Origin of the sequence: Vibrio sp. TMPB1044 (genome assembly GCF_030442075.1) — a bacterium.
Lineage (GTDB): Bacteria > Pseudomonadota > Gammaproteobacteria > Enterobacterales > Vibrionaceae > Vibrio > Vibrio satsumensis.
In genome coordinates, this window is the sequence record NZ_JAUJED010000013.1 from 37,441 (window position 1) to 64,125 (window position 26,685).

A 26,685-nucleotide genomic window follows, 5' to 3' on the forward strand; every position below is an offset into this window, starting at 1 on the left:
TTAGCCTATCTGCTTAATTTGTTTAAGTGCACTTTCTACGACTTGCTCAACATCTTGCGAGATATCGACAAATAACGCTTCACCTAGCTCAGGTTCAACCAAGGTTTCAAACTGGCTTTTCAACATCTCTTGACCGTTAAAATAATGATTTTCACGAGCTTTATGACGATTCCAAATCGTATCGAAACTGCCCTGTAGGTATACAATCACCAAATCTTCATTGTTGTTGCGCAGAATATCGCGGTATTGCGGCTTTAGTGCCGAGCAAGCGATCACAGCGCTTGGTTGTTCGATATATTGCTTATTAAGTGTTTCTAGCCATCCTTGACGATCTTCGTCAGTCAGCGGAATACCTTGGCGCATTTTTTCTACATTGCTTTGCGGATGGAAGTCATCCCCATCAAAGAATTGAAGATCTAAAGCCAGTGCGATACGGCTACCAATCAGGCTTTTTCCGCATCCAGATACGCCCATCACGAGTATTTTTTTGCTTTTCATAAGGCAAGCCTTCCCTAAGCCCCAACTAATACTGGAGCTGACAATCGAATCTAATAGTTAAACTTGTGTTACTGCTGGTCGGTTCCTGAACGTTAAGTTTGCTCGGGAACCTTCATTGTTATTGCCACCAAAGCGCGAGCTGAGGGAAGATAATAACCAGTGCCAGAACCAATACTTGAAGTGCAATGAACGGCAGTAGTGAAGAGAAAATCTCACCTAAGCTGATGTCTTTCGGTGCTACTGATTTTAAGTAGAACGCCGCCGGACCAAATGGAGGTGACAAGAAAGACACCTGCATGTTTAGACAGAACACAACACCAAACCAAACTGGGTCGAAACCAAGGCCAGTGATGATTGGAACAAAGATTGGCATTGTTAGAAGTGCCACACCTACCCAGTCAAGGAACATACCTAGAACCAGCAAGATAGCCATCATGATTAGCAGTGTTACTGTTGCGTTGCCGCCACTGAGTGCAAGGATGGTTTCTTCAACAAAATCAATACCACCCATCAGGTTGTAGATACCAACCAGAGCACTCGCACCGATACCGATCCACATGATCATGCCGCAGGTACGCATTGTTGCGATGGCACTCTCTTTCAACATGTTGTAGTTCAACTCGCCACGGATTAGTGCACTGATCATGATACCAACCACACCTAAAGCAGACGCTTCTGTTACTGATGCGATACCTGTGTAGATACTGCCTAGAACCGTTGCGACTGATAGCAGTGGGAAAAACAGGGCCTTGAAGTAGCTAGGCTGATTCGCGATGTCTTCCTCTGTTTCATCATCACTAGGAATAGGCGCAAGAGAAGGGTTCAACTTACAACGAATCAATACGTAGCCGATGTAACAGCCTGCGAGGATAAACGCTGGTAAGAAAGAAGCTTTGAACAAGTCACCGATTGATACGCTGGCTGTCATACCATAGATGATCAGCACGATACTTGGTGGAAGCATGGTGCCGAGAGCACCACCTGCACATGTTGTACCGATCGCAAGCTTACGGTCATACCCTAAGCGAAGCATCTGTGGCAGAGCAAGAATACCAAGAAGAACGGTTTCGCCGCCGATAACGCCCGACATTGAAGCCAATAGAACCGCAACTAATAATGTTTGTACCGCAACACCACCGCGAACCTTACGGCCAACAGATTTCATTGCATCAAACAAATCACGAGCAATGCCCGAACGGTCTAGTAAAGCAGCCATCAATACAAACATGGGTACTGCTAGGAACACATAACCAGAAGCAAAGCTGTAAGTGCGACTTGCAATCAAAGGTAATGCATCTGGGCCAAACCAGCATAGAGTGAAGAAGATCGCGACGAAGCCTGTTACGAACGCAAGCTGCATACCCGTTAGTAGCAAGCCAATCATCATAACCAGCATGAGCAAACTGCCCCATGCAATACCAATAGAAGATAAATCAAACATCGTCATTCTTCCTTAGACCCATCAACTCTTGGATTAGGTGCAATACAAACTGGACAACAAGAACACACAAAACGACAAAAATCAGGCCTTTCAGCAGCGCTGGATAAGGCGCGTTTAACACTGAGCCTGATGTTTCAAGGCGGAATTCACCCCATGGTGCAAACCACGCTTCTTCTGCGGTGAAATAAGCCGCGTAAGCAAGCATGCCAGCAAAGGCTAAACCAACAATATGGTGAACAAGATTAAGATATTTACGTGCTTGGTTAGAGACTGAATCGTAGATAAGAACCACACGTACGTGCTTATTCGCAGCAAAAGCGTAGATGCCACCAATAATGAATAAAGAACCACCGATGAAAGAAGCCGTTTCATGTACCCATGTGGTCGGGGCATCAAATGCATAACGCATCACAACTTCGTAAAATGAAATCAATACTGTAAAAATAAACAACCAGCTAACGAGGTTACTGAACTTTATAATAAGACGGTCAAGTGTGTTTCTTGGTTGTTCGTCGTTTTCAGCTGGGGCGTGGGGGATTTTGTCTGTCATGGGCCAAATTTCCTGGGAAAATACGGGAGAGCAATGCCCTCCCACGTCAGTAAGCTAAGTTTAAGTTACAGTAAGCCGTTTTCTTCTAGGAACACGGTAACTGAGGTGTAAACTTTCTGTGCGTTATCAGAGCGCTCTGCAAATACTTTCCATTGACCTTTTGCGATCTCACGGAACTTCTTACGCTCTTCTTGAGACCAATCATGAATCGTAATTTCTGGGTTCGCTTGTGCTTCTTTAACTGCTGCTTGGTCAGCCATTTTTAACTGAGTCGTCATGTCGTAAGAGAAGTCACGCACGGATGTTTGTAAGATTGTTTGTAGATCAGCAGGCATCTTGTCCCATTTCTTCTGAGATACTGAGATATCGATAAGCGGCAGTGAGTGGAAGCCCGGTTGAACTGGATGCGTCGCAATATCGTTCATGCCCGCTTTTTGGTTAGTAGAGAACACTGTGTAGTCCGCAGCATCAATTACGCCCTTGCTTAGACCGGTAAATACTTCAGAACCCGGAAGGTTTACTGGAGTCGCACCCGCTGCTGCAAACACTTGTTGTACTAGGCCTTCAGGCGCACGCAATTTAAGACCTTTAAGATCCGCGACACCGTCAATTGGCTTTTTAGAGATGAAAGACTCAACACCTGTTGTTGAGGCACCAACGAACTGAACACCGTAAGGCTTGTAAAGCTCAGTCATTAGCTCGTTACCGCCACCGTAGTTCATGTACTGAAGCAGTTGTGTTGTGTCTGACCATGCACCAACCATATTACCGATAAGACCAAATGCTGGATCTTTACCAGAGAAGTAACCTGTTGCTGTGATATGACCATCAAGAATGCCCATCTTGATCGCGCCCAGCGTTTCAGTGTGTTTAACCACAGCGCCTACAGGCAGAAGGTCGATGTCGATACGTCCGTTAGACATCGTCTCTACACGCTCAACCCACTTCTGCTGAACCTTGAAGTTCAAATCACCAGATGGATCTGAAGATTGAATCTTAAGTTTAAAGTCTGCAGCCATTGCTGATGTAGCAAATAGGCCAGTGAGGGAAGCAGCAATCAGCGTTTTAGTCAGAGCTTTCATTTGGGTATCCTTATGAGTTTCACAGAGTCCGGTTTGTTGTTATATGTTACCGGTAACGTCGAGGCAGATGTTACCGGTAACTTTACAGCCTTGTCTATGAGAAGGATCACATCTTTAACATTAGTAAAACGTTTGCTATCAATAAGAGAAATGTGACTGAAAAGTCACATTATAGGTCGGAGGTGTAGATTAATTTAGTTTTAAGTCAATGAGATAACTAAACCAGCAATAATAAAAACGACGCCTACACCGCGAGTCATGTGCCACTTTTCCTTCAAAAAGTAGATCCCCATCACTACGCCGAAGATGATGCTTACTTGCCTAAGTGCCACAACCAAGCTGACGTTCTCTGTCATGGTCATTGCAAACAACACCAGACCATAGGTCGATGCCATCATGATGCCAGCAATGGTTGCTTTTCTGCGCAATATCCATGCATTAGTAAACTCGATTCTTTGGTTGGTTGCGAATAACCAAATACTAAGCGGAATCACGATCGCCCAAAATTGAATACCCAAATAAAAAATCGCCGTGTGTTTATTCGTAATGGTAGGCGTGCTTAATGGCTCCAATAACAGGAGTGCTTCTTTATCAATAATGGAGTAACCCGTGGTTCCAATGGCGGCGATTAACGCCCACAACACACCAAGATTAAGGTAAGCCTTGAGCCTCAACTCAGAGAATTGCTTAAGTGGTACAAACAAACAACCCAATGTAATCAGTGCAAATCCCATCCATTGATTAGGTGACAGCTCATAACCAATCAACACTGTACCCAAGCCAACCATTAACACAGGTAGTGCTCGTGCCATTGGATAGATCACACCGATATCAGCTTGTTTATAGGCAGCACCCAACCCAATCAAATAGACGATTTGGCAAATCCCACTCAAGAAAACCAACTGCCAAAATGGAAGTGAGATATTTGATAGCCCTACACTGTGAACATACCAAATCAAATATGGCGTCAATATCGCTGCGGCAGCAACCCCAGAGGCTAAGAAGAAAGACGAGCCCGATCCTTGATTTGATTTACCTAGAACATTCCAGCCCGCATGCAGCAGAGCCGAAATAATCACGATGATGATGGCAGAGAATTCCATTTCATTCCTAACTTATTGACTGATAAAAGCAGTCGCTGAAAACAGGGGATAAAAAAGGCCTCCAGATAAGAGACCTTTGATCATTCCAGTTGGGCAAATCCCTAAAGTGAGATGTGCCAGCGTTCTAACGTACGACTAACGCTCTAACTGCGCTATCGACTCAATACTGATCGCGTCATGACGCCAATACTCAATATCGCAATCAATCAAATCGCCGTTTTGATTGTAGTTAACACGCTCAACCACCATTGCAGGAGAGCCAGAAGTTGCACGCAGTGCTTGCGCGGTTTCGCCAAGCAAAGACGTTGTGCTCACACGATAACGGATCTTCTGATACACCATGCCAAAGTGCTCGCGGTAGATGTCCGTCAGTGATTTAGACAGATCATAATCGAGCAAGTTAGGAAACAGCTCTGGTCGAATGTAGTTAGTCACATACACAACAGGCCTGTCTTCAAGGTAGCGAACTCTGTCGACTCGATAAACATCTGAGAACGGTTGTAACTCAAGAAGCTTAGTCGCCTCCTTGGTTGCCAACATCCCTTTCGCTGCCACCAACTCTGTTTTCGGCTTACGGTTCTGCGACAGAGCCATATTGGTGAAGTTTAGTGTTTGTGTTGGGTCATAACGAAGCGGCTCGGGAGAGATAAACCAACCACGTCGGTCTTCTCGATAAATACGCCCTTCCGCTTCAAGTGAAGACAAGGCTTCACGTAAGGTAACTCGAGTCGTATCAAACGATTCAGCCAGTTTGCGCTCCGCAGGCAACTTCTGTCGTGGTGTTAACATCCCCGACTCTATCTGCTCTACGATGACATCTTTGATTTTTACGTACTGCACTTCATTTCCTTTTATTCTTGTTCTTGTCGTCAGCCACTCCTTGGCCAACTGCAATATAAAATGGTTCGCTAGCGTTTACGCCAAGCTTGGGTTCGCTTCTCGAATAACTTGTTGATTAACATATGAATCAACTTCGCGCTCGCTGCCGATATCATGATCATCACCGCCATAGCAGCTGCTGCACCCGTTTGCCCCGCATCATCCATATTCAATACTGAAACTGATGCTGGGATCGTATTAGTAGAATACAAGAATACTACCGCAGATGTCGTGGTAAGTGCATTAATAAACAGGTATGTCGCAATATCTAAAATCGCCGGCAGACAAACGGGTACCGTCACCTTAAAGAACAGCTTGTATTGCGGTAGGTTAACCGAAGCCGCCGTCGCTTCTATTTCTTCAGGCAGCTGTTTTAATGCGGTTAACGCTGTCATGTGCCCGACTGTGTAGTAGTGAACCACGGTGTTTATCACCAAGAACGCCATCGTGCCATACAAGAAGTTGAATGGATTGCTCAAGTCATTGAAGTAGAAGATATAGCCCAAACCCAACACCATGCCCGGAACAGCCATTGGCACAACACTAAGCATCTGCATTGCCTGACGAACAGGACCAAATGCTCTGCCCTTCTCAATGCAGTACGCGCCTAAGAAAATCAATACGGTACCGATAATCGCAGTCCAAGCGCCGAGGGTTAAAGAGTTGAAAAATGGCGTCCAACCATAGGTACTCATTTCTGCGAAGTTGTAGTTATTCAAGGTAAGCGCTTTGTTCCAAGGCCAGAATGTGACCATAGAACCGTATATCGCCATGCCTAGCACGATAACCACAGTCACTGAAATTACGGTGCAATAGAGTAAACACACGCCATCACGTAGAGTGTTTGGCTCTGGTTGATAAGCGACGGAGCGAGTATCAAACAAGCTCTTCTGTTTCTTTTGAACCCAGCGGTCAACGGTAAACGCAAGCAACGCAGGCAATAGCAATAGGATGCTGGTCACCGCGCCCATAGAGAAATTCTGTTGCCCTACTACCTGCTTAAAGATATCGGTAGACAGAACGTTGTAGCTACCACCAATCACCTTTGGCACACCAAAATCACAAACCACCAGCGTAAACACAACGATCAAGGTACTTATCAAACCGTATTTTGCCGCAGGTAGAGTCACCATGAAGAAGGTTTTTAGCGATGAAGTATTGAGTGCACGTGCCGCCTCATAAAGACGAGCGTCAGAGGTTCTCAATGAAGTAGTTAAAATCATTAAGGCGTGTGGAAACGTCCAGAATATCAGGCCTAGTGATATACCAATCAAACCGTATACCGAATTTCCCCCTAATACTTCTTTGGCGATACCTTGGTTGCCAAATAAGAAGATCAAACTGATCGCAGGAAGCAACGATGGAGCTAGAATCGGCGCTGAGCCCAACACCTGAAAAAGCCCCTTGAAAGGCATACATGAACGAGTCAACGCATAGGCATAACCAAACGCTAATACACCCACGACAACCGTTACTAACAGCCCAAGCGTAAACGTATTACCTACCGACTGCCACAGGCTTTGAGAAGCAAAATACGTTGCGAAATTCTGTAATCCTACAAATTCACCGTCTGCGTTCTGAACACTCTTTTTCAACATTGCCCACAGTGGCATCAGGATGAATAGCGTCATGACCACAGACAAAAAAGCCAGAAGCCCGAATAGGATTACGTTGTCTTTGCTTAACCGAGCCAGAAAAGGTTGTACTCGTCGCTGAATTAGCAGCTTAGATTGCATCATTTGAGTCGATTCCATGATTGTTTACGCCGCCTCGTCTTTCATCACTTGCAGGCTTTCAGATGGGTAAGCTCTCAGACCTTCTTCATCAAACGCTACGTAACGAATATCGCTGCGACGCAGTTTCAATCGATTAAACTCTTTGACTGATACATCAACGATGATCTCTTTCGCCGTTAAGTCATGTTGCAGCTCACACTCAACACGATAAAACGCCCCTAGGAACTCGCTAGATATGATTCTGACGGGTAAAGATTCATTAAAGCGATCAACAAACTGAATTTGTTCTGGACGCACCGCGATATCAAAACGATCGCCATACTTTGGTGTCAAATTATCTAAAACTGGTAACGCTAACATCGACTCTGCAATGCGCATTTTGCCTTTCGCAGCAACAGAAGCTTGAATAAAGTTCATACTACCAACGAATTCAGCGACAAAGCGGCTGACTGGATTTTGATAGATTTCTTGCGGAGCACCCACTTGCTCGATAACACCATGATTCATGACCACAATACGATCGGCCATTGTTAAGGCTTCATCTTGATCATGGGTCACCATGATGGTGGTAATGCCCAGCTTACGCTGCAATTGGCAGATCTCATCGCGCAGGTGTGTTCTTACCTTCGCATCCAATGCAGAAAGCGGTTCATCGAGTAGCAACAAGCCTGGAGACAACGCTAATGCGCGAGCCAGAGCAACACGCTGCTGTTGTCCACCAGATAGCTGATTTGGGTATTTCTGACCAGACGTTGGTAAACCGATGGTCTCTAACCAAGACTCAACCGTCTCAAGGGCTTCTTTGGTCGACATGCCTTGGTTTTTCAGACCAATCGCAATGTTTTCTTCCACAGTGAGATTTGGAAACAAAGCGTAAGATTGGAACACGATGCCAAAGTCGCGCTTTTCTGGTGGCAAGAAGGTCGTATCATTACCATTCTGCTCAATAGAACCTGACGTTGGTAAGTCTAGACCTGCAATCGCACGTAATAAGGTGGTTTTTCCACAGCCAGATGGGCCTAGGAAGCAGACGAACTCGCCTTTATCTATCGATAGGGAGATGTCTTTTAACGCTGTAAATTGGCCAAATTGCTTTACAACGTTTTCAATATTCAAATAAGTTTGGTTGCTCATACTACAGCACTCTCTATATGGTATATACCAAATTTAAACTGAGAATATTGCAGTTGAGTGACAAATTTATAGAAGCTAAATGACAGTTATATTGCAGATATAATAAGCATTAAAGATTGCTATTTGTTCAGCATTAAAAGTTAGTTCAACGTTGAAAGCCCTCAGTGACTTACCCATAAATCACGGAAAGCCTAAATGTAAACGTCTAATTTAAACGCTAGATTAATCTATGATTCAACCTTGTCGGCTTTGCCCGCCGCACCTGCGAGTTTGGATAACTGTTTATCTAGCCACAATGGCGTGCTACCCGAATCTTCCGCGTTCTCTTTTCTTCGTACCGCATCACGAACCATCATCGCACCTACCCAACGGAATGGCTCTGGCGGGAAGTGTCCTAATGGGCCTTTAGTTAAACCGCTTCGTGTCCAAGCATTGTCGATATCGAGTACCATTGAAGACAAAATTTTGCCTCCCATGCGAGTTTGAGCAACACCATTACCTGAGTAACCAAGCCCATAATAGATGTTTTTTTGCCCTTTTAGATTACCGAAAAATGGCAATCCTGTTACCGATCGATCTGAGCCTCCCGACCAGTTGTAATCGAATTCACTTTGTTCCAGTTTAGGGAACAGTTTTTGGAAAGATTGATTGAGAATCGGCAGGTAGTTGGTCGTTTGGTTAAACATGCTTTCAACTTGATTGGCAAACGAGAACTTATTACCGCCTTTGCCCAACATGAGTCGTCCGTCCTGGGTATCTCGGTAGTAGTGGACAAAGATACGCGAATCCACCACCGCCGCCCCTTTCTCTGGGCCAAATTGCTTGAGCTTTTCAGGAATAGGCTTGGTCACCACCATATCTGAAGAAACAACCACTATGCTGCGTTTGAACTCTTTAAAGTGATCGAGCATCCATGCATTGAGCGCTAAGATCACTTTGTCAGCAAACACAGCTCCGCCCTTAGTCTGGATACGAGCTGGGGAGCCATAGTCGAGTGATATCATCTCTGTGTTTTCGTGAATTTCGACACCCAGTTCGAGAGCGACTCGGCGCAAACCTCTAGCCAATAACGCAGGCTGCACACTGCCCGCGGCTTCTGAGTAATAACCTTCAATATGACGCTCCGATCCCGCTTTCTCAGCCAAAGACTTATCACACTTCTTCCAACTATTTATGCCTTGCTTGACCAACTCATTCACAACAGGTTCCATTCCACCCTTTTGCGCTTGATTGGTCGCCGTGTAGTAAGTACCGCTTTGATAAAGATGCGCGTCAATCTTGTGTTCGTTACAGAAGGCTTCGATCTCGTATATAACCTTTTCCGATTCCTTAACCAACCATTTCGCTTGCTCTTTTCCGTAGAGCTTTTTCAGCGTCGGATACTTTGTCGACCAAGTCAGCATGCAACCGCCGTTCGCACCAGAAGCACCGCTACCACATAGGCCTTTTTCAATCACGACAACATGTTTTTCGGGTTGCTGTTGTTTGATTAAAATCGCCGTCCATAAACCTGTATAGCCGCCGCCAACAATAGCGATGTTGCAGTTAACATCTTTTTTAAGTGGCTTAGCCGATATTAGCCCTGCATCGATGCTGCCAAATTCTTGTTCCAATGCTTGTTTGAACCAATATGAATAGTGTTTTGTCATTTGTTGTACCTTACTTAAAACCTAAAGGCGTAAACTAAAAAAGGAAGACCGAAGCCTTCCTTTACTGATTGCTAACTTCTAATGAACTGAATAGTTCGTCAGATTAGGATTTTGGCTCTGATTTAGCGTCAAACTTCTCAGACCATGTTTTAAGAACGTCGGCGCGTTCGCTACCCATTCGAGCGAAGTCCATTTTTGCCATATTCTTTTCTACATTAGGGAAGTTCTTTGCTTTGCCTGTCACATCTTGGTGACCAACAACCGGGTACATTTCGATGTAAAGCTCATTTGCCGCTTTCGAGATAGACCAATCAACAACACGTTGCGCTGCATCCGAAGGCTTAACAAGGCCTACCGCTTCAGATTCCCAACCGATACCCTCCGGTGTAATAACAGAAAGTGGCGCTCCTTGAGTTTTCAGCTTAGCGCCGCGGCTCGCCATAGAAATACCGATAGCGACTTCACCCATACCCGCTTGAACACATGGCTTAGAACCAGAGTGCGTGTAGTGAGCGATGTTTTGGTCTAGCTTCTGCATGTAGTTCCAACCTTGGTCTTCACCCATGTTTTGTAGCCAAGCCGAAACCTGCATGTAGCCCGTACCAGAAGACGCTGGGTTTGGCATAGCAATATGGCCCTTGTAGATAGGCTTCGTTAGGTCATCCCAAGACTTAGGTGCCGGTAGGTTCAATTGCTTAGCCACCACTTCGTTAAAGCAAACTGCATTAAAGAATGCGTCATTGCCATACCAAGCTTGAGTAGACTGTGGGTCGTTAAGGTTAGCGCGTAATGCTTCTACACCTTGAGGCGTATAAGGTTTCAGAATGCCCTCTTCTTTAAGCAAAGCCATAGAAGAGCCCGCAAGACCCCATACTACTTCTGCACGAGGGTTGTTTTTCTCGGCCAATAATTTTGCCGTCATGATCCCAGTTGAATCACGAACCCATTTGATGTTGATGTCTGGGTTTTCACTTTCAAATGCGTTTTTGTATTTCGCTAAAATGTCAGTTTCAAAAGCGGTGTAAACCGTCACTTCCTGTGCTGCATAAGCATTACCAGCGAGTAGAGTGACTAACGCTGCAAGTGATCCTTTCATAAAACGGTTTTTCATCATTTTCTCCAGTCAGGCCGATGCCAAGGTTAGAAGTTAGAAGCCCCATCAAGATGCTTCTATATCCATAAATTCAGTTAGGTTGTTAACACACACCTTCATATTGGTATGTACCAGATTTCGAGTATTAGGCTAATTGGCTTTTATGACGATTAAATGAACAAAAAATGGCAATTTAAAGATCGGAAAATTTCTCAACACAAGTGACAAATTTGAATATGAAGCTTTTGTGAAAATAACGTTTGGGCTATTTACGACCGTTTAAATTGGTTGTTAAAGTAATCGCAACAATTGGTATAGTCCAAAATAGAAATCACGAGAATTGAACATGAGAAACGAATACTTATTACTGACACCAGGTCCTCTATCTACTTCTGAAACCGTTCGCCAAGCGATGCTAAAAGACTGGTGTACTTGGGATGATGAATACAACAAAGACGTTGTTGAAGTGATTCGTAGCAAGCTAGTGGCTTTGGCGACTAAGCAAACGGGTTACACGAGCGTACTAATGCAAGGTAGCGGCACCGCTTCAGTTGAAGCAACAATCGGTAGCGTTATCTCTAAAAGCGGTAAGCTTCTTGTTGTTGACAACGGTGCGTATGGGGCTCGGATTGCTCAAATCTCAGAATACTTAAACATTCCATGCCATGTCGTTTCCCCAGGTGAAACATCACAGCCTGACTTGAACGAAATGGAAACGGCATTGGCCATGGATTCAGACATTACTCATGTTGCAATTGTGCATTGTGAAACCACCACTGGTATGTTGAATCCGATTAAAGAAATCGCCAAATTGGCAAAGCAGCACAACAAAACCGTCATTCTTGATGCGATGTCGAGCTTTGGTGGTATCCCTATGGATATTGCTGACTTAGGTATCGATTACATGATCAGCTCAGCCAACAAATGCATTCAAGGTGTACCGGGCTTCGGCTTTGTTATTGCTAAGCAGTCAGAGTTAGAGAAGTGCAAAGGCCAAGCTCGCTCATTAAGCCTTGACCTGTTTGACCAATGGCACTGCATGGAAAGCAACCATGGTAAATGGCGTTTCACCTCTCCGACTCATACAGTGCGCGCTTTCTACCAAGCTCTACTTGAATTGGAACAAGAAGGCGGCATTGAAGCTCGTTATAACCGCTACCAAACCAACCAAACCACATTGGTTGCAGGTATGCGCTCTCTTGGCTATGAACCGCTGCTTAATGATGACCTTCATTCACCAATCATTACCTCTTTCTATTCTCCAGCTCATAGCGATTACCAATTCAAGGAATTCTATGACCGTTTGAAAGAACAAGGGTTTGTGATTTACCCGGGCAAGGTTTCAAATGCAGACTGCTTCCGAATCGGTAACATCGGTGAAGTGTACCCATCAGACATTGAAGCTCTCATTGGCGCAGTTAAGAATGCTATGTACTGGGATATCAAGTAATGACGATAACTAACCAAGAGCCAGTGGTGAACGCGGCGCACTTTCGAAGTGAAGGTGATGTGAACACCACACCAGCACGCGAAAAATGGAACGAATCACTAAACGATGACGCGACTCAAGCGATGTTAAAACGTGATTCTGACGTATTTCTTCATCAAGCCATGTCAACGCCTTGTCTAGATACACTTGAAGCCGCAGAAGGCATCTACATACAAGATACGTCAGGCAAGAAGTACATGGACTTTCACGGCAATAATGTCCATCAACTAGGTTATGGTCACCCCCACATCATTAATAAAGTGACTCAGCAAATGGCGTCATTGCCATTTTCACCTCGTCGTTTTACCAATGAAACAGCCGTTCAGTGTGCTGAAAAGCTGACACAGATCTGCAGTGGTGATTTGAATCGCGTGTTGTTTGCTCCAGGTGGCACATCAGTGATCGGCATGGCGCTCAAACTGGCTCGACATATCACCAACAACTTTAAAGTAGTGTCACTGTGGGACTCATTCCATGGCGCGTCACTCGATGCAATTTCAGTGGGTGGTGAAGCCTGTTTCCGCGAAGGTATGGGCCCGTTAATGTCTGGCGTAGAACGTATTCCACCAGCGGTTTCCTATCGTGGTGCTTTTCCGCTTAATGACTCTTTTTCGCTTCGCGGGCAAAACTCCAGTGATGCGAACGAGACCGCATGTGATGTTCACTACGCCGATTACCTTGAGTATGTGATTGAAAAAGAAGGTGGCATTGGTGCCTTCATTGCGGAAGCAGTGCGTAACACAGACGTTCAAGTGCCAAGTAAGGCTTATTGGAAACGCATCCGTGAGATCTGTGACAAACACAACGTCATGTTGATCATCGATGACATCCCAAATGGCATGGGTCGTAGCGGCGAATGGTTTACTCACCAAGCGTTTGATATCGAACCTGACATCCTTTGTATCGGTAAAGGTTTTGGCGGCGGTTTAGTACCAATCGCAGCCATGATCACTAAAGACAAATACAACACGGCAGCGCAAGTATCTCTTGGTCACTACACCCACGAGAAAAGCCCAATTGGCTGCGCGGCAGCACTCGCGACCATGGAAGTGATTGAGCAAGAAAACCTACTTGAAAAAGTACAAGCAGACAGCGCATTCGTACGTGAACAGCTACTTCAAATGAAAGAGAAGTACCCAGTCATTGGTGACATTCGCGGCATCGGCCTGCTCTGGGGGGTGGAATTGGTCACTGACCACATCACCAAAACCCGAGCTTTCGATGAAGCAGAAGCGGTACTTTATCAATGTCTGAACGATGGCCTGAGCTTTAAGGTGTCACAAGGTAACGTGATCCAGTTGAGTCCACCATTGATCATCAGCCGCAGCGAACTAGAAGTCGCTCTGTCTGTATTCGAAAAAGCGATAGCAAAAGTCTGCAAAGACTTTGAATACCTTTAAACCATCATCTAACCAATAATTTAAAACAATCATTCATCTCCCAGAACAACTTTAGCTGGGAGAGAACAGAAATAGGACACGACTATGAACACAACATCACCTATCCAAGCGGTTATCTTTGACTGGGCTGGCACTATCGTTGATTTTGGATCATTTGCTCCAACCAGTATTTTCGTTGAAGCATTCAGACAAGGTTTCGACTTTGATATCGACTTAGCAGAAGCGCGTGAACCTATGGGGATCGGCAAATGGGACCACATCCAAGCAGTTGGTCGAATTCCTGCTGTTGACGCTCGTTGGAAGGCTCAGTTCGGACGCTCGATGACAAGTGAAGACGTTGATGCGATCTACGCGGCATTCATGCCTCTTCAGAAAGCAAAAGTAGCAGACCACGCAGCACCAATTTTAAACGCAATTGAAGTTGTAAATAACCTAAAAGAAAAGAATGTAAAAATTGGCTCTTGTTCTGGTTACCCACGTGAAGTGATGGATGTGCTAATCCCTGCTGCGGCAGATTACGGTTACCGACCAGACAACGTAGTTGCAACGGATGACTTACCTCAAGGTGGCCGCCCAGCTCCATTTATGGCTCTTAAAAACGTCATTGATCTAGGTGTGACGAACATTGCAGCATGTGTGAAAGTGGATGACGCAGCACCGGGTATCGATGAAGGTCACAACGCAGGGATGTGGACGGTAGGCCTTGTTCTATCTGGTAACGAAGCTGGCTTAACGTACCAAGAATACCTAGACGCAGACGAAACAATACTGGCAGCTGCGCGTGAAAAAGCAAGCGTTAAGCTAAACAAGTCAAACCCTCACTACCTGATCGATACTATTGCAGATCTGCCAGGTATCATTGCTGATATCGAGAAGCGCTTACTAGCAGGTGAGCGTCCATAACTCCTGCCACTTCTGCAAATCAGGGTCTGTAGCCCAATAATCCGCACACATGCAAAATGAAACCTCGTATCACGTAAAAATGATGCGAGGTTTCTTCGTTTCCAACATTTGAGACAACAATTTTTCGACAAAAAAGCTATAAATAGGCACCTTGAAAAATATAAATCCCAACAATCACATTGACTCTCATAAGCAATCAGACTAACAATGTGTTAACAGTTCCTGAAAAGGCCCTGACTGAATTAAAGCCTTGATTTACTTACCGTTGCAGTGTCCCACACGGTAAGTTTTCGATTTAATGGCCAGTTCAGATAACAATAAAAATTAATCCAAGGATAAGATTATGAAAAAACTTTCAAAAATCATGTGTGCTGTGATTGCAGCTTCAGGTTTCGCTGCTGCTCCATCCATTGCCGCAACGACATACGTAGGCGCAAAAGTTGGCATGGGTTGGCTAGATAGCGCTTGTGTAAGCGGTGAAAAGTGTGAAGATGATTCTGTTGCGGGTGGTATTTACGGTGGTTACAACTTTACCGATAACATTACTCTTGAATTGAATGCAGATTACTTAGGTGATTATGATACCAGCTTTAACAACAACGGAACGCCTAAAACATATAGCGATTCTATCGTAGCCATTTCTTTGAGCCCGATGTATCGACTAGCGATTAAACAAAAGTTTGATATCTTCTTCAAAGCAGGTCCTGCTTACATCATGCATGACGACGAAGACGACGTTGTATTAGCCTTAGGTATCGGCGCTGAGAAACAGTTTTCAGACGATTGGGCGCTGAGAGTTGAATACCAATACTTCGATGATTTTGATGATAAGATCATTCAAAACCTTAACTCCAACCTTGTGACTGTTGGCCTTAGCTACAACTTCGGTACAGGTAACACAACCGCATCAGCAGCGGCTGCAGCTTCTGCGGCGGCAGTGACTCAAGCACCTTCTGAGCCAATCACCGAGCCAGAAACTGTGGTTATTGAAGAAGAAGCAGCGGTAGTTGTTACTAAAGCGCAAACCGAGAGCTTCTCTCAAGGTACATTTGCGACTAACAGCACAGAGCTTTCAGAAGAAGGTAAAACAGCTGTACAGCCAATTGTTGAAGTCTTACAAGCGCACCCTCAATCGACCGTTAACATTGTTGGCCACACTGACTCAACTGGTGCGGCAGAATATAACATGATGATTTCTAAGAAACGTGCTGCCGCTGTAGCTACATACATCGAAGAGCAAGGAATTGAAGCTGAGCGTATTACGGCTTCTGGTGAAGGGGAAGAAAACCCAATCGCATCAAACGCTACCGCTGAAGGCCGTGCGCAAAACCGTCGTGTTGACGCAACGATCCCAAGCTTTGAATACCAAGAAGAAGCTCAAATTGAAGAAGTTATTGTAGAAACGACTGAATAATAGCACTCTACTCTAGCTAGAATAATTAAGGGCGGAACACTTTAAAGTGCTCCGCCCTTTTCTTTATCTAGCTATGCCCGTAAGTCGTAAAAATTAGCCTACCGCCAAGCAGTACAATCAGAGACTAGATAATTTCCCAGCTGTGCGTCATTTCAACGCCAGCACCCAGCATTAAGCACACTGAGCAGTACTTTTCTAAAGAGTCAGCACACACTTTAGCGACCAACTCAGGATCTAGGTTGTCACCAGACACTTCAAAATGAATGTTAATCACGGTAAAGATTTTTGGTGCGGTTTCACGACGTGTGGTTTCAAGTTTTGCATTGCAGCCTGTGATATTTTGGCTAGCAGATTTCAAACCATCAACCACATCAACAGAGCTACAACCACCGGCAGCCATTAACACCATTTCCATCGGGCTTGGCGCAGTAGCACCGCCACTTCCATCCATCACGACAGAGTGACCTGATTGAGATTGACCTAGGAATTTAAAGCCTTCGACCCATTTAACTTCTGCTTGCATGTGGTTCCTTAGATGTACGATAACCGCCATCAGTATCTATTATTGGATATCAATACTGACACCCTACTACTGGCGGCATTTATGAGCAAGATGTTCTCGGCGACATATTTTTTGTGAACGATGCAATTTTTTTCATCTAAAACCTGTCTCTATTCGTACATTCAAAATTGAATAAGAAAAACGTCAAGATGAGGTATCTATGAATAAACTATCTAAAATATTGGTATCACTCGTAGTCGTACTGCCACTGATTTCGCTGTTTGTAAGCCAGACTGGCACTGCCAATACAATGGATAAAACGGCTGATTCAGGTAAAAATGAAATCGCGACACTGGCTGGTGGTTGTTTTTGGTGTACAGAGTCCGACCTAGAAAAACTGACAGGCGTGACCGACGTTATCTCTGGGTATTCTGGTGGTGAATTAGAAAACCCCACTTATAAACAAGTATCTTCAGGTAAGTCTGGTCACATCGAAGTCATCAACGTGACTTACAATCCAGATCTTGTCAGCTACGAACAGGTTCTTGACCAATTCTTTAGACACATAGATCCAACCGATGACAAAGGCTCATTTGTAGACCGAGGCCCTCAATATCGACCTGCTATTTTCTATCATAATCAAGAGCAAAAAGACGTCGCTCAGAACTTTATGATGGAAATCGACAAAGCTAAGATCTTTGGTGCTCCACTAAAAACAGAACTGATTAAGTTTGAAAAGTTCTGGCCTGCCGAAGGTTACCACCAAGATTATTACAAAAAGAGCAAGGTTCGTTATAACTATTACCGTTACGCTTCCGGTCGTGATCAATATTTAGATAAAATCTTCGGTGATGATAGAAAGGAAAACCCACAAACTATCCGCCAGATCATCGACAGCAAAAATGCGACAGCAAACGCTAAGACCTACGTTAAACCGTCTGATGCTGAGATTAAGGCGAAACTAACCTCACTGCAGTACGATGTAACACAAGACGATGCAACAGAGCGCCCGTTTGACAACAAATACTGGGATAACAAGCAAGAAGGTATTTACGTTGATATCGTCACCGGTGAGCCTTTGTTCTCGTCAAAAGACAAATACAAATCAGGTACAGGCTGGCCGAGCTTCACACAGCCAATCAGCGAAGCTTATGTAGTAACCACTACTGACTACAAACTGCTTTACCCAAGAACAGAGGTCCGTAGTAAATTTGGAGATTCTCATCTAGGTCATGTATTTAAAGATGGTCCTAAACCGACAGGTTTGCGTTACTGCATGAACTCAGCTGCGATGCGCTTTATCCCAGCGGATAAATTAGCGGAAGAAGGCTACGAAGAATACGTTGAGATGTTTGAGGGCTAGCTAAAGACTCAATTCCACAGAATTCTATTCATAAACAACAAAGCCAGCATATCGCTGGCTTTCGTTTTTCTAACGCTCTAACAAGAAGGATTAACTCTAGCCTCTTAGCATTATTAACCCGTTAACACCGTATCTTCTGGGTATTTCAACAAAGAAGGTTCTGGCCGAGCTAACATATAAGCTAACGTTAAAGGACCGATACGCCCGATCACCATAACAACAATCATGATGTATTTACCTGGCTCAGTCAGATTCGCAGTTAATCCAGCCGTCAGTCCTACCGTTGCAAAGGCTGAAATCACCTCAAACATCACTCGATCAAACGCAGCCTTTTCAGTAAGCATTAACAGAAACATCGCGGTGGTTAATAACGCCCCACTTACCACAATAATGGCCAATGACTTTGTTACCGCTTGCCAAGTTACGGTTCGCTTAAACATCACTACATGTTTTTTCTGACGTAAAAACGTCCACGTCGCGACAAAGGCAACCGCAAAGGTCGAAACCTTAATACCACCACCCGTTGAGGTAGAACCTGCACCAATCAACATCAAAACAATCATCACCAGCAATGCAGGCTGAGTGTATTGAGACAAATCCACACTATTAAAGCCAGCAGTACGAGCACTCGCCGACTGGAAAAACGCTGCCAGCCACTGCCCTTGAGTCGATAACCCTTCCATGGTTGCTGAGTTATTCCTCTCCAAAAGCCAAAACATCACCGTGCCGACCAACAATAGAGTCGGTGTCGCTGTTAGCATAATCTTGGTGTGTAGATGCAGATGTCGAAAGCCTTTACGCCAGTTACTCGACAAATCGCCGACCACTGTAAAGCCTAGCCCGCCGAAAATAAACAAGCCTGCTAAGGTAAGAATCACCAGTGGATCGTCAACAAAGCTCATCATACTATCTGAGAACAGAGCGAAACCCGCGTTATTGAATGCTGATATCGCATGAAACAGTGCGTAGAAGCTACCTGTTGCCCATCCCATTTCAGGAACCCAGCGGAAACAAAGCAATACAAAGCCGATAAATTCCGCCACTAACGCAAAGATGATGATCTTCTTTACTAGCTTACGCAGGTTAATCTTACGATCTTGCCCTAATGCTTCTTTCGCCAATGCTTGTTGCTTTAAACTTAACCGAACACCGAACATGTACAGAAGAACCGCAGATAAGGTCATCTGCCCTAACCCGCCCACTTGCATCAAGAACATCAGCAAGATTTTCCCGGCCAAGGTAAAGTGTTCGCCCGTATCAACGACTCCTAACCCTGTTACGCTGATTGCAGAAGTCGCAGTAAACAATGCATCTGTGAAACTGAGCCCTGTGACAGAAAATATGGGCATCGTTAGTAAGATGGCCGAGGGAATAAGAACCGCCAAAAAGCTGGTCAGGATTATCTTAGGTTCAGAGCCTTTACGCGGCTTTTCATCTCTTGTGAGTGTGTAGAAAGTACCTTTTCGCTGAAACGAATTCATACTGTTACCCTATTACAAGTTCCCATTACCAATTACGTAGCTTTCTAGATAGGGTCTCTTTAGGCCCAGCGATGATCACCACATCTCCGATTTCTAAACTAATATCCAGTTCAGGTGCTTTAGTGAGATTAGGTCCGCGCTTAAATCCAAGAACTTCGACACCTACCTCTTTGCAAAGCTTCAAGTCACGAAGTTGCTTACCCAAGAGTTTTGAACCAATAACAATTTCAGTCATGGCCAAATCACTGCCAAGGTCAATAAACTCCAGAACGCGCCTGTCTAACATCTTACGTGCAACACGAATACCCATATCGCGCTCTGGCATGATGATATGGTCAGCCCCAATCTTAGAGAGGATCTTGCCGTGGAATTTATCGTTCGCCTTCACCCAGACGGCTTTTGCGCCTGACTCTTTCACCACCAGAGTGGTTAGAATACTGGAGTTAACATCAGAGCCAATCGACACCATGACCATGTCGTAATCATCGAGCCTTAGCTCTGTAACCGTCTCTTCGCTCGTACAGTTCGCAACAATAGCTTGTGAAACGAAAGTCGCTGCTTCTTTCACTCGCTCTTCATCAATATCGACGGCTAATACCTGCGCCCCTGAACCTTGCAGCTCTTTGCAAACTGACACACCAAAACGCCCTAAACCGATAACTGCATATTGTTTGTCGCTCATTTGAAATCCTGTTTAGAAATTTTAATTACACGGGATAGCCAAACCTACATTAGTTTCTATCTCAAAAAAAGTTAGTTCTGTAATAATAAGGTTATACTATTGTCATAATCGCTTGATTTATAAAGGTAGAGAACAACTCGAGTTTCTGCTAATTTCCAATTCATAATTTCTGCGGCAGCACACACAATGAATGAATTCATAACCCAAGTACAAACCTACATCAACCAGAGCCATAGTGATTGGGCAAACAGCGTCCTATTCATCACTATTGCAAGTTTTCTCGCTTGGGTAGCTTGGCGAATTATCCATAATCGCTTGGAAGTTCTGGCACAGAGAACCCACTTTCACTGGGATGACCTGCTACTAGAGGCACTGAAAACCCCTGTCAGTACGTTACTTTGGTGTTGGCCCGCGACCGTATCTATCGGGTTGATCCTTCAAGACCAATTTGGCAACGAAATCAACTGGTTAAAAACGCTCAAGCACATATTGATCATATGTACCTTCGTTTGGTTCACCTTACGAATGATCACCAATGCTGAAGCGTACATCTTAGAGCAGAAAAACAGAGATGAAACCACAGTACAAGCAATTGCAAAAGTAGCTCGTCTGTTCTTTATGGTTATGGGCGGCCTGACGATCATGCAGGCATTTGGGCTCAGCCTGTCAGGCTTGCTCACCTTTGGTGGTGTGGGTGGTTTAATCGTTGGTTTGGCAGCAAAAGACCTACTATCGAACTTCTTTGGTGGCATGATGATCTACTTCGACCGCCCTTTTAAAGTCGGAGACTGGATTCGCTCACCTGACCGCCAAATTGAAGGTACTGTCGAACGTATAGGCTGGCGTATGACCATTATTCGCACCTTCGATAAACGTCCTTTGTACGTACCAAACTCGGTATTCAGTAACATTGTGGTGGAGAATCCATCGCGAATGCTAAACCGCCGAATTAATGAAACCTTCGGGCTTCGTTACGAAGACGCAAGCAAGTTGGCTGTTATTGTGGATGACGTAAAAGCCATGCTTGAAACGCACCCAGATATTGATGCCAAACAGACGCTGATCGTTAACTTTGATAAATTTGGGCCATCAACGCTTAATTTCTTTATCTACACCTTTACAAAAACGGTCAACTGGGTGAGATACCATGAAGTTAAGCAAGATGTTCTGTTACAGGTGCTAGCGATCATCCATAAACACAATGCGGATATCGCATTCCCAACACAAACACTCAAGATTGATCCTCAAGGTTTTAGCGAAGCTCAAGCTATGATCATGTCCAATCCAGAAGCGCATCAATAAGCACACCTATATTGCTTATCGTTAAGTAAATTTCTTAGCGATAAGCAAAAAAGGTGAAGCGTGGTAACATGGTGCCAGTCTTCCAATGCACCCAATTACCACTCTATGATTGTACCTGTCATTCTAGCTGGCGGCTCCGGAAGTCGTCTCTGGCCACTATCTCGCGAGCTTTACCCTAAGCAATTTCTCAATATTGCCGGCAAGCAGTCCATGCTTCAGCAAACACTTCAACGACTGCAAGGTCTTGATGAGTACTTAACGGATAGTAACTGCGATGCCCCGCTCATCATCTGTAATGAAGAGCATCGCTTCATTGCCGCAGAACAAGCTCGAGCATCCAATATCCAACACAGTGGAATATTGTTAGAACCTGTAGGTAGAAATACAGCCCCAGCCATCGCACTAGCTGCGTTACAGGCTTTAGGTCACTCGAACAGCAGCCAACAACATAAATCTGACCCAATATTATTAGTGCTGGCTGCAGATCATCACATCGCAAAAACAGCTGCATTTCAGCAAACGGTGGCAAGAGGCGTTGAATACGCAAAACAAGGTAAACTGGTTACTTTTGGTATTACTCCAAACGTACCAGAAACTGGCTATGGTTATATAAAACAAGGAGAGCCACTCTCCCATCATGCTTTTGCCATTGAATGTTTCGTTGAAAAACCAGCTCTAGCAACCGCAGAACAATACGTTAATTCAGGGCAATACCTCTGGAACAGCGGTATGTTCATGTTTAGAGCATCACGCTACCTTGAAGAACTTGCTGAACATCGTCCAGAGATCCTAACGGCCTGTAAACTCGCTCTCACAACGCAAAACACCGACCTCGATTTTATCCATATTGACGCCGAAGCATTCCAAAGCAGCCCGAGCGACTCTATCGACTATGCCGTGATGGAAAAAACGTCGGATGCTGCGGTGATCCCGATGGATGTTGGTTGGAATGATATTGGTTCATGGTCTGCAATCTGGGATGTCAGTGATAAAGATGAACACAACAATGTGATTGAAGGCAATGTGTTAACTGTCGATTCTCAATACAACTACATCCACGCTGAAAACAAGCTGGTTGCGACGGTAGGTGTCGAGAACCTCATTATTGTCGAAACCAAAGACGCTATATTGGTTGCGAACAAAGACAAGGTTCAAGGTGTTAAATCGATTGTCAGTCAACTGAATCAAGCCGGTCGCACAGAACATTTGCATCATCGTGAGGTGTTTAGACCTTGGGGTAAATACGATGTTATCGATCTAGGCCAGCGCGACAAAGTTAAACGTATCACCGTAAAACCTGGTCACAAGTTGTCGTTACAAATGCACCACCATAGAGCGGAACATTGGGTAGTCGTGGCGGGTACTGCGAAAGTGACCAACGATGAGAAAACCTATCTGGTTGAAGAAGATCAATCCACTTACATCCCTTTAGGCCATATCCACAGCCTAGAGAACCCAGGGGACACTCCACTCGAAATGATCGAAGTACAAACCGGTAGCCATTTGAGTGAAGACGACATTATTCGATATCAAGATAGTTACGGGCGGAGCAAACAATCTAGCTCACCTCAAATCAACAAATCGAACTAGAGCAGCCACAATAGAATGAAACAGAATTTAGAGCTCAGCTGCTTTAAAAATAACGATATCCGAGGAATCATTGGTAAACAAATCAATGAGCGCCTTGCTTACCTGCTGGGTAGAGCATTTGGCGAATATGTCCTGTCCGCTACGCCTGAAACCTCATTCGATGACTTGGCGCAAGTGGTGATTGGTCGTGATAACCGCGAAACGTCTCTTTCATTACAAGAAGCCATGACCAAAGGCTTAATCGAGTCAGGGATTACCGTGATAGACCTAGGTATGACTGGCACAGAAGAAGTCTACTTTGCGACACGTTACCTAAAAGCGATTGGCGGAATACAAATTACAGCTAGCCATAACCCAATCAATTACAACGGCATGAAATTGGTCGGTGTAGACGCTAGCCCTATTAGTAAAAACAGTGGTTTAGATGAAATCAAACGACGCATTGAAGTACTCGAACAAGAGCTAAACAGCAATTTACCGCTCGTTTATGTGCAACCAAGTAACTCTAATAGACCGACTAGTATTCTCGCCCCTTATGTAGACCACCTACTCTCCTATATATCACCTTCTAAGCTTTCGCCAATGAAGATTGTAGTTAATGCAGGAAACGGCGTCGCAGGACATGTCATTGATGCTTTAGAGAATAAATTTAACAAACTCAGTGCCTCTATCACTTTCGTCAAGGTTCATCATACGCCCGATGGAGACTTCCCCAATGGTATTCCAAACCCTTTGATTAGAGAGAGTCAAGCAGCCACTCGAGATGCCGTTTTAGAACATTCTGCAGACCTTGGAATTGCATGGGATGGAGACTTCGACCGCTGCTTTTTCTTCGATGAAAAAGGCAATTACATTGAAGGTTACTACATCGTTGGTCTGCTAACCGAAGCCTTCTTGCTAAAAGACTCTAATGCAACTGTACTGCACGACATGCGCATGACATGGAATACAATAGAGATCGCAGAAAGACTAGGTGGAAACGCTGTTGGCGTAAAAGCTGGACATGCTTTGATCAAAGAGAAAATGCGAGAGTTAAACGCAGTGTATGGTGGAGAAATGAGCGCACACCATTATTTTCGTGATTTTGGATATTGCGACTCAGGGATGATTCCTTGGCTACTGGTTATCGAACTGATGTCGAAGACTCAACAATCTCTTCATCAATTGACGAGTACCAGTATGCAGAAATTCCCCTCTTCCGGAGAGATAAATCGCAAAGTTTCAGACCCCGAACAGGTCATGGCTTGCGTGTTATCGCACTACCGAGATAATGCCGTTGAGATCGATCATACAGACGGTATCAGTATGGATATGGGAACATGGCGCTTCAACCTAAGACAATCGAATACAGAACCATTAATACGCCTTAACGTTGAAACCAAACAAGATAGAGCTTTGTTATCATTTAAAGTCAACGAGCTACTGTCTTTTCTCATTTAAGAGTACAAGGTGCTTCCAATTTTCAACTAAAAACCATAAAAAAGCCCTTACTAACGATTGCTAATAAGGGCTTTGAATTTTCAGTAGCTTAGTCGCTGACTGTAATTGGTCTATTTGTTACGGCGAGCTTCAACAGCGTCTGCCAACTGGCGAAGTACTGTTTCAGTATCTTCCCAACCAATACATGCGTCAGTAACAGATTGACCGTAAGTTGCTGCTTTACCATCAACAAGGTCTTGACGACCTTCAACTAGATGAGACTCGATCATCACACCAAAGATAGCTTTGTCGCCGCCAGAAATTTGTGCACTTACGTCATCAGATACATTCATTTGACGCTTAAACTGCTTAGAACTGTTTGCGTGGCTGAAATCGATCATTACTTTTTGTGGAAGACCTGAAGCTGCTAGCTCTTCTTTGATCTTACCAACGTGTTCTGCGCTGTAGTTTGGCTCTTTACCACCACGTAGGATGATATGACAATCAGGGTTACCTGCTGTTTCAACAATAGCTGAATGACCGTACTTAGTTACCGATAAGAAGTGGTGAGAAGCGCTAGCAGAGCGAATAGCATCTGTTGCGATCTTGATGTTGCCATCAGTACCATTCTTAAAACCAACTGGGCAAGATAGGCCTGAAGCCAGCTCACGGTGAACTTGAGATTCTGTCGTACGTGCGCCAATTGCCCCCCAACTGATTAAGTCAGCAACGTATTGAGGCGTGATCATATCTAGGAATTCACTTGCCGTTGGCATGCCCATGTCAGTTAGGTCAAGCAGTAGCTTACGTCCTAAACGAAGGCCATCATTTAGTTTGAACGTATCGTTCATGTACGGGTCGTTGATTAGACCTTTCCAACCTACCGTTGTGCGTGGTTTTTCAAAGTAAACACGCATTACGATTTCAAGCTTATCGCCGAGTTCGTCACGCAGCACTTTTAAACGCTTGCCGTACTCAAGAGCAGCTTCTGTGTCATGAATAGAACATGGACCAACAATTACAAGCAAGCGATCGTCACTATCTTCTAAAATATTGTGAATCGCTTTACGGCTCTCAAAGGTTGTAGAAGAAGCAATTTCTGTCGCTGCAAACTTTTCTAAAACAGCAACAGGTGGTAATAACTCTTTTACTTTGTTAATTCTTACATCATCAGTCTGGAACATTGCTTACTTCTTCCTTTTTTCTATCCTTGAGCTGAATGTACGTTGTCTCACGTCACTTTCTATCAGCACTAATCTTCTTGTTCCCTGTAACTTAACTAGTAAAAACTCTAGTTTCAATCACTAATTGAAAATAAACGCAATTTTTTTTGTGTTTTATATTTAAAACACCCCGTATAACATTATTTACACGTTATCGATTGCGTAATTTATAGGAAAGCAAGAGTAGTAATTCATCAAGCTTCACCATTCCTGTGAAATTGTGTAGAACTGAAAAACAAAAAAGCTCACGTTATCAGCGTGAGCTTTTGTTTAATTACATTCTTTTCAATGGCTTGACGACACTATCAAGCCCTTCAATTTTGAGAGCCAGGCACAATTTTAATAAGTCGCCTAGTTCGCCTGACGGGAATCCCTTTTTGTCGAACCACAGCAAATATTCTTCAGGTAAGTCAATCAGTGTACGACCCGCGTACTTTCCAAATGGCATCTGCATTCGAGCCAACTTAATCAGATTCTCTTTCTCTAGCACTATTCGGTCTTTCTATGCGTCATCTATGTTCTGTAGAGTATCACCTAAACGTTCAACCCAATAGTTGATCGCATCTTTGGCATCATCTAGCGAGTCAATCATGGCTGAAAATCTTCATAACTGGTGAACTTGGTTGCGGTTTTAATTGGACCGCCTGCACAACCAAACCAAAAAATGCTGGTTGCAACAAGCAAGAGAAGTTTTAAAGGTTTCATAGCGCACTTACATTAAATAGAAAAATCCAACTAAGTATGCCATACTC

At 44.4% G+C, this 26,685-nt stretch carries 23 protein-coding genes and 1 pseudogene; 8 read left to right on the plus strand and 16 right to left on the minus strand.

Annotated features, from left to right (window positions below):
- From QQ041_RS07495 to QQ041_RS07540, 10 genes are all read right to left on the minus strand, one after another.
- Complete coding sequence (locus tag QQ041_RS07495) at positions 1-498, minus strand: gluconokinase (RefSeq protein ID WP_146490083.1); 498 nt, start codon at positions 496-498, stop codon at positions 1-3.
- A 118-nt stretch (positions 499-616) separates the two neighbouring features.
- Positions 617-1,939, minus strand: coding sequence for a TRAP transporter large permease subunit (locus QQ041_RS07500; protein WP_012600364.1), 1,323 nt, complete (start codon positions 1,937-1,939; stop codon positions 617-619).
- On the minus strand, positions 1,932-2,489 hold the full coding sequence (locus QQ041_RS07505; protein WP_146490082.1) for a TRAP transporter small permease subunit: 558 nt from the start codon (positions 2,487-2,489) through the stop codon (positions 1,932-1,934). Before QQ041_RS07505 ends, QQ041_RS07500 begins: the two co-directional genes overlap by 8 nt.
- Positions 2,490-2,554: 65 nt before the next feature.
- Complete coding sequence (locus tag QQ041_RS07510; RefSeq protein WP_285953471.1) at positions 2,555-3,571, minus strand: TRAP transporter substrate-binding protein; 1,017 nt, start codon at positions 3,569-3,571, stop codon at positions 2,555-2,557.
- A gap of 200 nt (positions 3,572-3,771) precedes the next feature.
- Positions 3,772-4,674, minus strand: coding sequence for an EamA family transporter (locus tag QQ041_RS07515; protein WP_285953472.1), 903 nt, complete (start codon positions 4,672-4,674; stop codon positions 3,772-3,774).
- A 135-nt stretch (positions 4,675-4,809) separates the two neighbouring features.
- On the minus strand, positions 4,810-5,514 hold the full coding sequence (gene phnR / locus QQ041_RS07520; protein ID WP_146490080.1) for a phosphonate utilization transcriptional regulator PhnR: 705 nt from the start codon (positions 5,512-5,514) through the stop codon (positions 4,810-4,812).
- Between the two features lie 68 nt (positions 5,515-5,582).
- Complete coding sequence (locus QQ041_RS07525) at positions 5,583-7,307, minus strand: putative 2-aminoethylphosphonate ABC transporter permease subunit (RefSeq protein WP_285953473.1); 1,725 nt, start codon at positions 7,305-7,307, stop codon at positions 5,583-5,585.
- Between the two features lie 6 nt (positions 7,308-7,313).
- Complete coding sequence (locus tag QQ041_RS07530) at positions 7,314-8,423, minus strand: putative 2-aminoethylphosphonate ABC transporter ATP-binding protein (protein WP_285953474.1); 1,110 nt, start codon at positions 8,421-8,423, stop codon at positions 7,314-7,316.
- A gap of 227 nt (positions 8,424-8,650) precedes the next feature.
- Positions 8,651-10,072, minus strand: a complete 1,422-nt coding sequence (locus tag QQ041_RS07535; RefSeq protein WP_285953475.1) for an FAD-dependent oxidoreductase — start codon at positions 10,070-10,072, stop codon at positions 8,651-8,653.
- A 103-nt stretch (positions 10,073-10,175) separates the two neighbouring features.
- Positions 10,176-11,186, minus strand: coding sequence for a putative 2-aminoethylphosphonate ABC transporter substrate-binding protein (locus QQ041_RS07540; RefSeq protein WP_285953476.1), 1,011 nt, complete (start codon positions 11,184-11,186; stop codon positions 10,176-10,178).
- A 325-nt stretch (positions 11,187-11,511) separates the two neighbouring features.
- On the opposite strand from QQ041_RS07540, the gene phnW reads away from it, so the two are divergent.
- The 4 genes from phnW to QQ041_RS07560 all read left to right on the plus strand — a co-directional run bounded on the left by phnW (position 11,512) and on the right by QQ041_RS07560 (position 16,371).
- A complete protein-coding gene (gene phnW / locus QQ041_RS07545) occupies positions 11,512-12,615 on the plus strand; it encodes a 2-aminoethylphosphonate--pyruvate transaminase (protein WP_285953477.1) in 1,104 nt (367 codons plus the stop codon).
- Entirely contained in the window at positions 12,615-14,054 is a 1,440-nt protein-coding gene (locus QQ041_RS07550) for an aspartate aminotransferase family protein (protein ID WP_285953478.1), read from the plus strand. The genes phnW and QQ041_RS07550 overlap by 1 nt, the downstream gene beginning before the upstream one ends.
- An 84-nt stretch (positions 14,055-14,138) precedes the next feature.
- Entirely contained in the window at positions 14,139-14,957 is an 819-nt protein-coding gene (gene phnX, locus QQ041_RS07555) for a phosphonoacetaldehyde hydrolase (protein ID WP_285953479.1), read from the plus strand.
- 343 nt (positions 14,958-15,300) lie between these two features.
- On the plus strand, positions 15,301-16,371 hold the full coding sequence (locus QQ041_RS07560) for an OmpA family protein (protein WP_285953480.1): 1,071 nt from the start codon (positions 15,301-15,303) through the stop codon (positions 16,369-16,371).
- A 124-nt stretch (positions 16,372-16,495) separates the two neighbouring features.
- On the opposite strand, the gene QQ041_RS07565 is transcribed toward QQ041_RS07560, so the two are convergent.
- Positions 16,496-16,894 (minus strand): OsmC family protein, encoded by a 399-nt coding sequence (locus tag QQ041_RS07565; RefSeq protein ID WP_285953481.1) that lies wholly within the window; start codon positions 16,892-16,894, stop codon positions 16,496-16,498.
- A gap of 199 nt (positions 16,895-17,093) precedes the next feature.
- Between QQ041_RS07565 and msrB the strand changes: the two genes are divergently transcribed.
- Positions 17,094-18,236: a peptide-methionine (R)-S-oxide reductase MsrB gene (gene msrB / locus QQ041_RS07570; protein ID WP_285953482.1), complete on the plus strand. Its 1,143-nt coding sequence runs from the start codon at positions 17,094-17,096 to the stop codon at positions 18,234-18,236.
- Positions 18,237-18,349: 113 nt separating this feature from the next.
- Here the strand turns inward: msrB and QQ041_RS07575 are convergent, their stop codons facing one another.
- On the minus strand, positions 18,350-19,717 hold the full coding sequence (locus QQ041_RS07575) for a TrkH family potassium uptake protein (RefSeq protein ID WP_285953483.1): 1,368 nt from the start codon (positions 19,715-19,717) through the stop codon (positions 18,350-18,352).
- Between the two features lie 25 nt (positions 19,718-19,742).
- Positions 19,743-20,399 (minus strand): TrkA family potassium uptake protein, encoded by a 657-nt coding sequence (locus QQ041_RS07580; RefSeq protein WP_285953484.1) that lies wholly within the window; start codon positions 20,397-20,399, stop codon positions 19,743-19,745.
- Between the two features lie 186 nt (positions 20,400-20,585).
- On the opposite strand from QQ041_RS07580, the gene QQ041_RS07585 reads away from it, so the two are divergent.
- The 3 genes from QQ041_RS07585 to QQ041_RS07595 all read left to right on the plus strand — a co-directional run bounded on the left by QQ041_RS07585 (position 20,586) and on the right by QQ041_RS07595 (position 24,731).
- Positions 20,586-21,701 (plus strand): mechanosensitive ion channel family protein, encoded by a 1,116-nt coding sequence (locus tag QQ041_RS07585; RefSeq protein ID WP_285953485.1) that lies wholly within the window; start codon positions 20,586-20,588, stop codon positions 21,699-21,701.
- A 105-nt stretch (positions 21,702-21,806) separates the two neighbouring features.
- Positions 21,807-23,291, plus strand: coding sequence for a mannose-1-phosphate guanylyltransferase/mannose-6-phosphate isomerase (locus QQ041_RS07590; protein ID WP_285953549.1), 1,485 nt, complete (start codon positions 21,807-21,809; stop codon positions 23,289-23,291).
- Between the two features lie 15 nt (positions 23,292-23,306).
- Entirely contained in the window at positions 23,307-24,731 is a 1,425-nt protein-coding gene (locus tag QQ041_RS07595; RefSeq protein ID WP_285953486.1) for a phosphomannomutase CpsG, read from the plus strand.
- Positions 24,732-24,841: 110 nt separating this feature from the next.
- Here QQ041_RS07595 and aroG read toward each other — a convergent pair whose 3' ends face one another.
- From aroG to QQ041_RS07610, 3 genes and pseudogenes are all read right to left on the minus strand, one after another.
- On the minus strand, positions 24,842-25,894 hold the full coding sequence (aroG, locus tag QQ041_RS07600; protein WP_060981594.1) for a 3-deoxy-7-phosphoheptulonate synthase AroG: 1,053 nt from the start codon (positions 25,892-25,894) through the stop codon (positions 24,842-24,844).
- Between the two features lie 313 nt (positions 25,895-26,207).
- Positions 26,208-26,423, minus strand: coding sequence for a DUF3820 family protein (locus QQ041_RS07605; protein ID WP_004730103.1), 216 nt, complete (start codon positions 26,421-26,423; stop codon positions 26,208-26,210).
- A gap of 104 nt (positions 26,424-26,527) precedes the next feature.
- Positions 26,528-26,638 (minus strand): annotated as a pseudogene (locus QQ041_RS07610) (DUF3313 domain-containing protein); the annotation flags it as partial.
- Positions 26,639-26,685: the final 47 nt, after the last annotated feature.

Excerpts from the sequence above, each read along its gene's own strand:
- QQ041_RS07495 (WP_146490083.1), bottom strand. The coding sequence starts at position 498 with ATGAAAAGCAAAAAAATACTCGTGATGGGCGTATCTGGATGCGGAAAA.
- QQ041_RS07500 (WP_012600364.1), bottom strand. The coding sequence starts at position 1,939 with ATGTTTGATTTATCTTCTATTGGTATTGCATGGGGCAGTTTGCTCATG.
- QQ041_RS07505 (WP_146490082.1), bottom strand. The coding sequence starts at position 2,489 with ATGACAGACAAAATCCCCCACGCCCCAGCTGAAAACGACGAACAACCA.
- QQ041_RS07510 (WP_285953471.1), bottom strand. The coding sequence starts at position 3,571 with ATGAAAGCTCTGACTAAAACGCTGATTGCTGCTTCCCTCACTGGCCTA.
- QQ041_RS07515 (WP_285953472.1), bottom strand. The coding sequence starts at position 4,674 with ATGGAATTCTCTGCCATCATCATCGTGATTATTTCGGCTCTGCTGCAT.
- QQ041_RS07525 (WP_285953473.1), bottom strand. The coding sequence starts at position 7,307 with ATGGAATCGACTCAAATGATGCAATCTAAGCTGCTAATTCAGCGACGA.
- QQ041_RS07530 (WP_285953474.1), bottom strand. The coding sequence starts at position 8,423 with ATGAGCAACCAAACTTATTTGAATATTGAAAACGTTGTAAAGCAATTT.
- QQ041_RS07535 (WP_285953475.1), bottom strand. The coding sequence starts at position 10,072 with ATGACAAAACACTATTCATATTGGTTCAAACAAGCATTGGAACAAGAA.
- QQ041_RS07540 (WP_285953476.1), bottom strand. The coding sequence starts at position 11,186 with ATGATGAAAAACCGTTTTATGAAAGGATCACTTGCAGCGTTAGTCACT.
- phnW (WP_285953477.1), top strand. The coding sequence starts at position 11,512 with ATGAGAAACGAATACTTATTACTGACACCAGGTCCTCTATCTACTTCT.
- QQ041_RS07550 (WP_285953478.1), top strand. The coding sequence starts at position 12,615 with ATGACGATAACTAACCAAGAGCCAGTGGTGAACGCGGCGCACTTTCGA.
- phnX (WP_285953479.1), top strand. The coding sequence starts at position 14,139 with ATGAACACAACATCACCTATCCAAGCGGTTATCTTTGACTGGGCTGGC.
- QQ041_RS07560 (WP_285953480.1), top strand. The coding sequence starts at position 15,301 with ATGAAAAAACTTTCAAAAATCATGTGTGCTGTGATTGCAGCTTCAGGT.
- QQ041_RS07565 (WP_285953481.1), bottom strand. The coding sequence starts at position 16,894 with ATGCAAGCAGAAGTTAAATGGGTCGAAGGCTTTAAATTCCTAGGTCAA.
- msrB (WP_285953482.1), top strand. The coding sequence starts at position 17,094 with ATGAATAAACTATCTAAAATATTGGTATCACTCGTAGTCGTACTGCCA.
- QQ041_RS07575 (WP_285953483.1), bottom strand. The coding sequence starts at position 19,717 with ATGAATTCGTTTCAGCGAAAAGGTACTTTCTACACACTCACAAGAGAT.
- QQ041_RS07580 (WP_285953484.1), bottom strand. The coding sequence starts at position 20,399 with ATGAGCGACAAACAATATGCAGTTATCGGTTTAGGGCGTTTTGGTGTG.
- QQ041_RS07585 (WP_285953485.1), top strand. The coding sequence starts at position 20,586 with ATGAATGAATTCATAACCCAAGTACAAACCTACATCAACCAGAGCCAT.
- QQ041_RS07590 (WP_285953549.1), top strand. The coding sequence starts at position 21,807 with ATGATTGTACCTGTCATTCTAGCTGGCGGCTCCGGAAGTCGTCTCTGG.
- QQ041_RS07595 (WP_285953486.1), top strand. The coding sequence starts at position 23,307 with ATGAAACAGAATTTAGAGCTCAGCTGCTTTAAAAATAACGATATCCGA.
- aroG (WP_060981594.1), bottom strand. The coding sequence starts at position 25,894 with ATGTTCCAGACTGATGATGTAAGAATTAACAAAGTAAAAGAGTTATTA.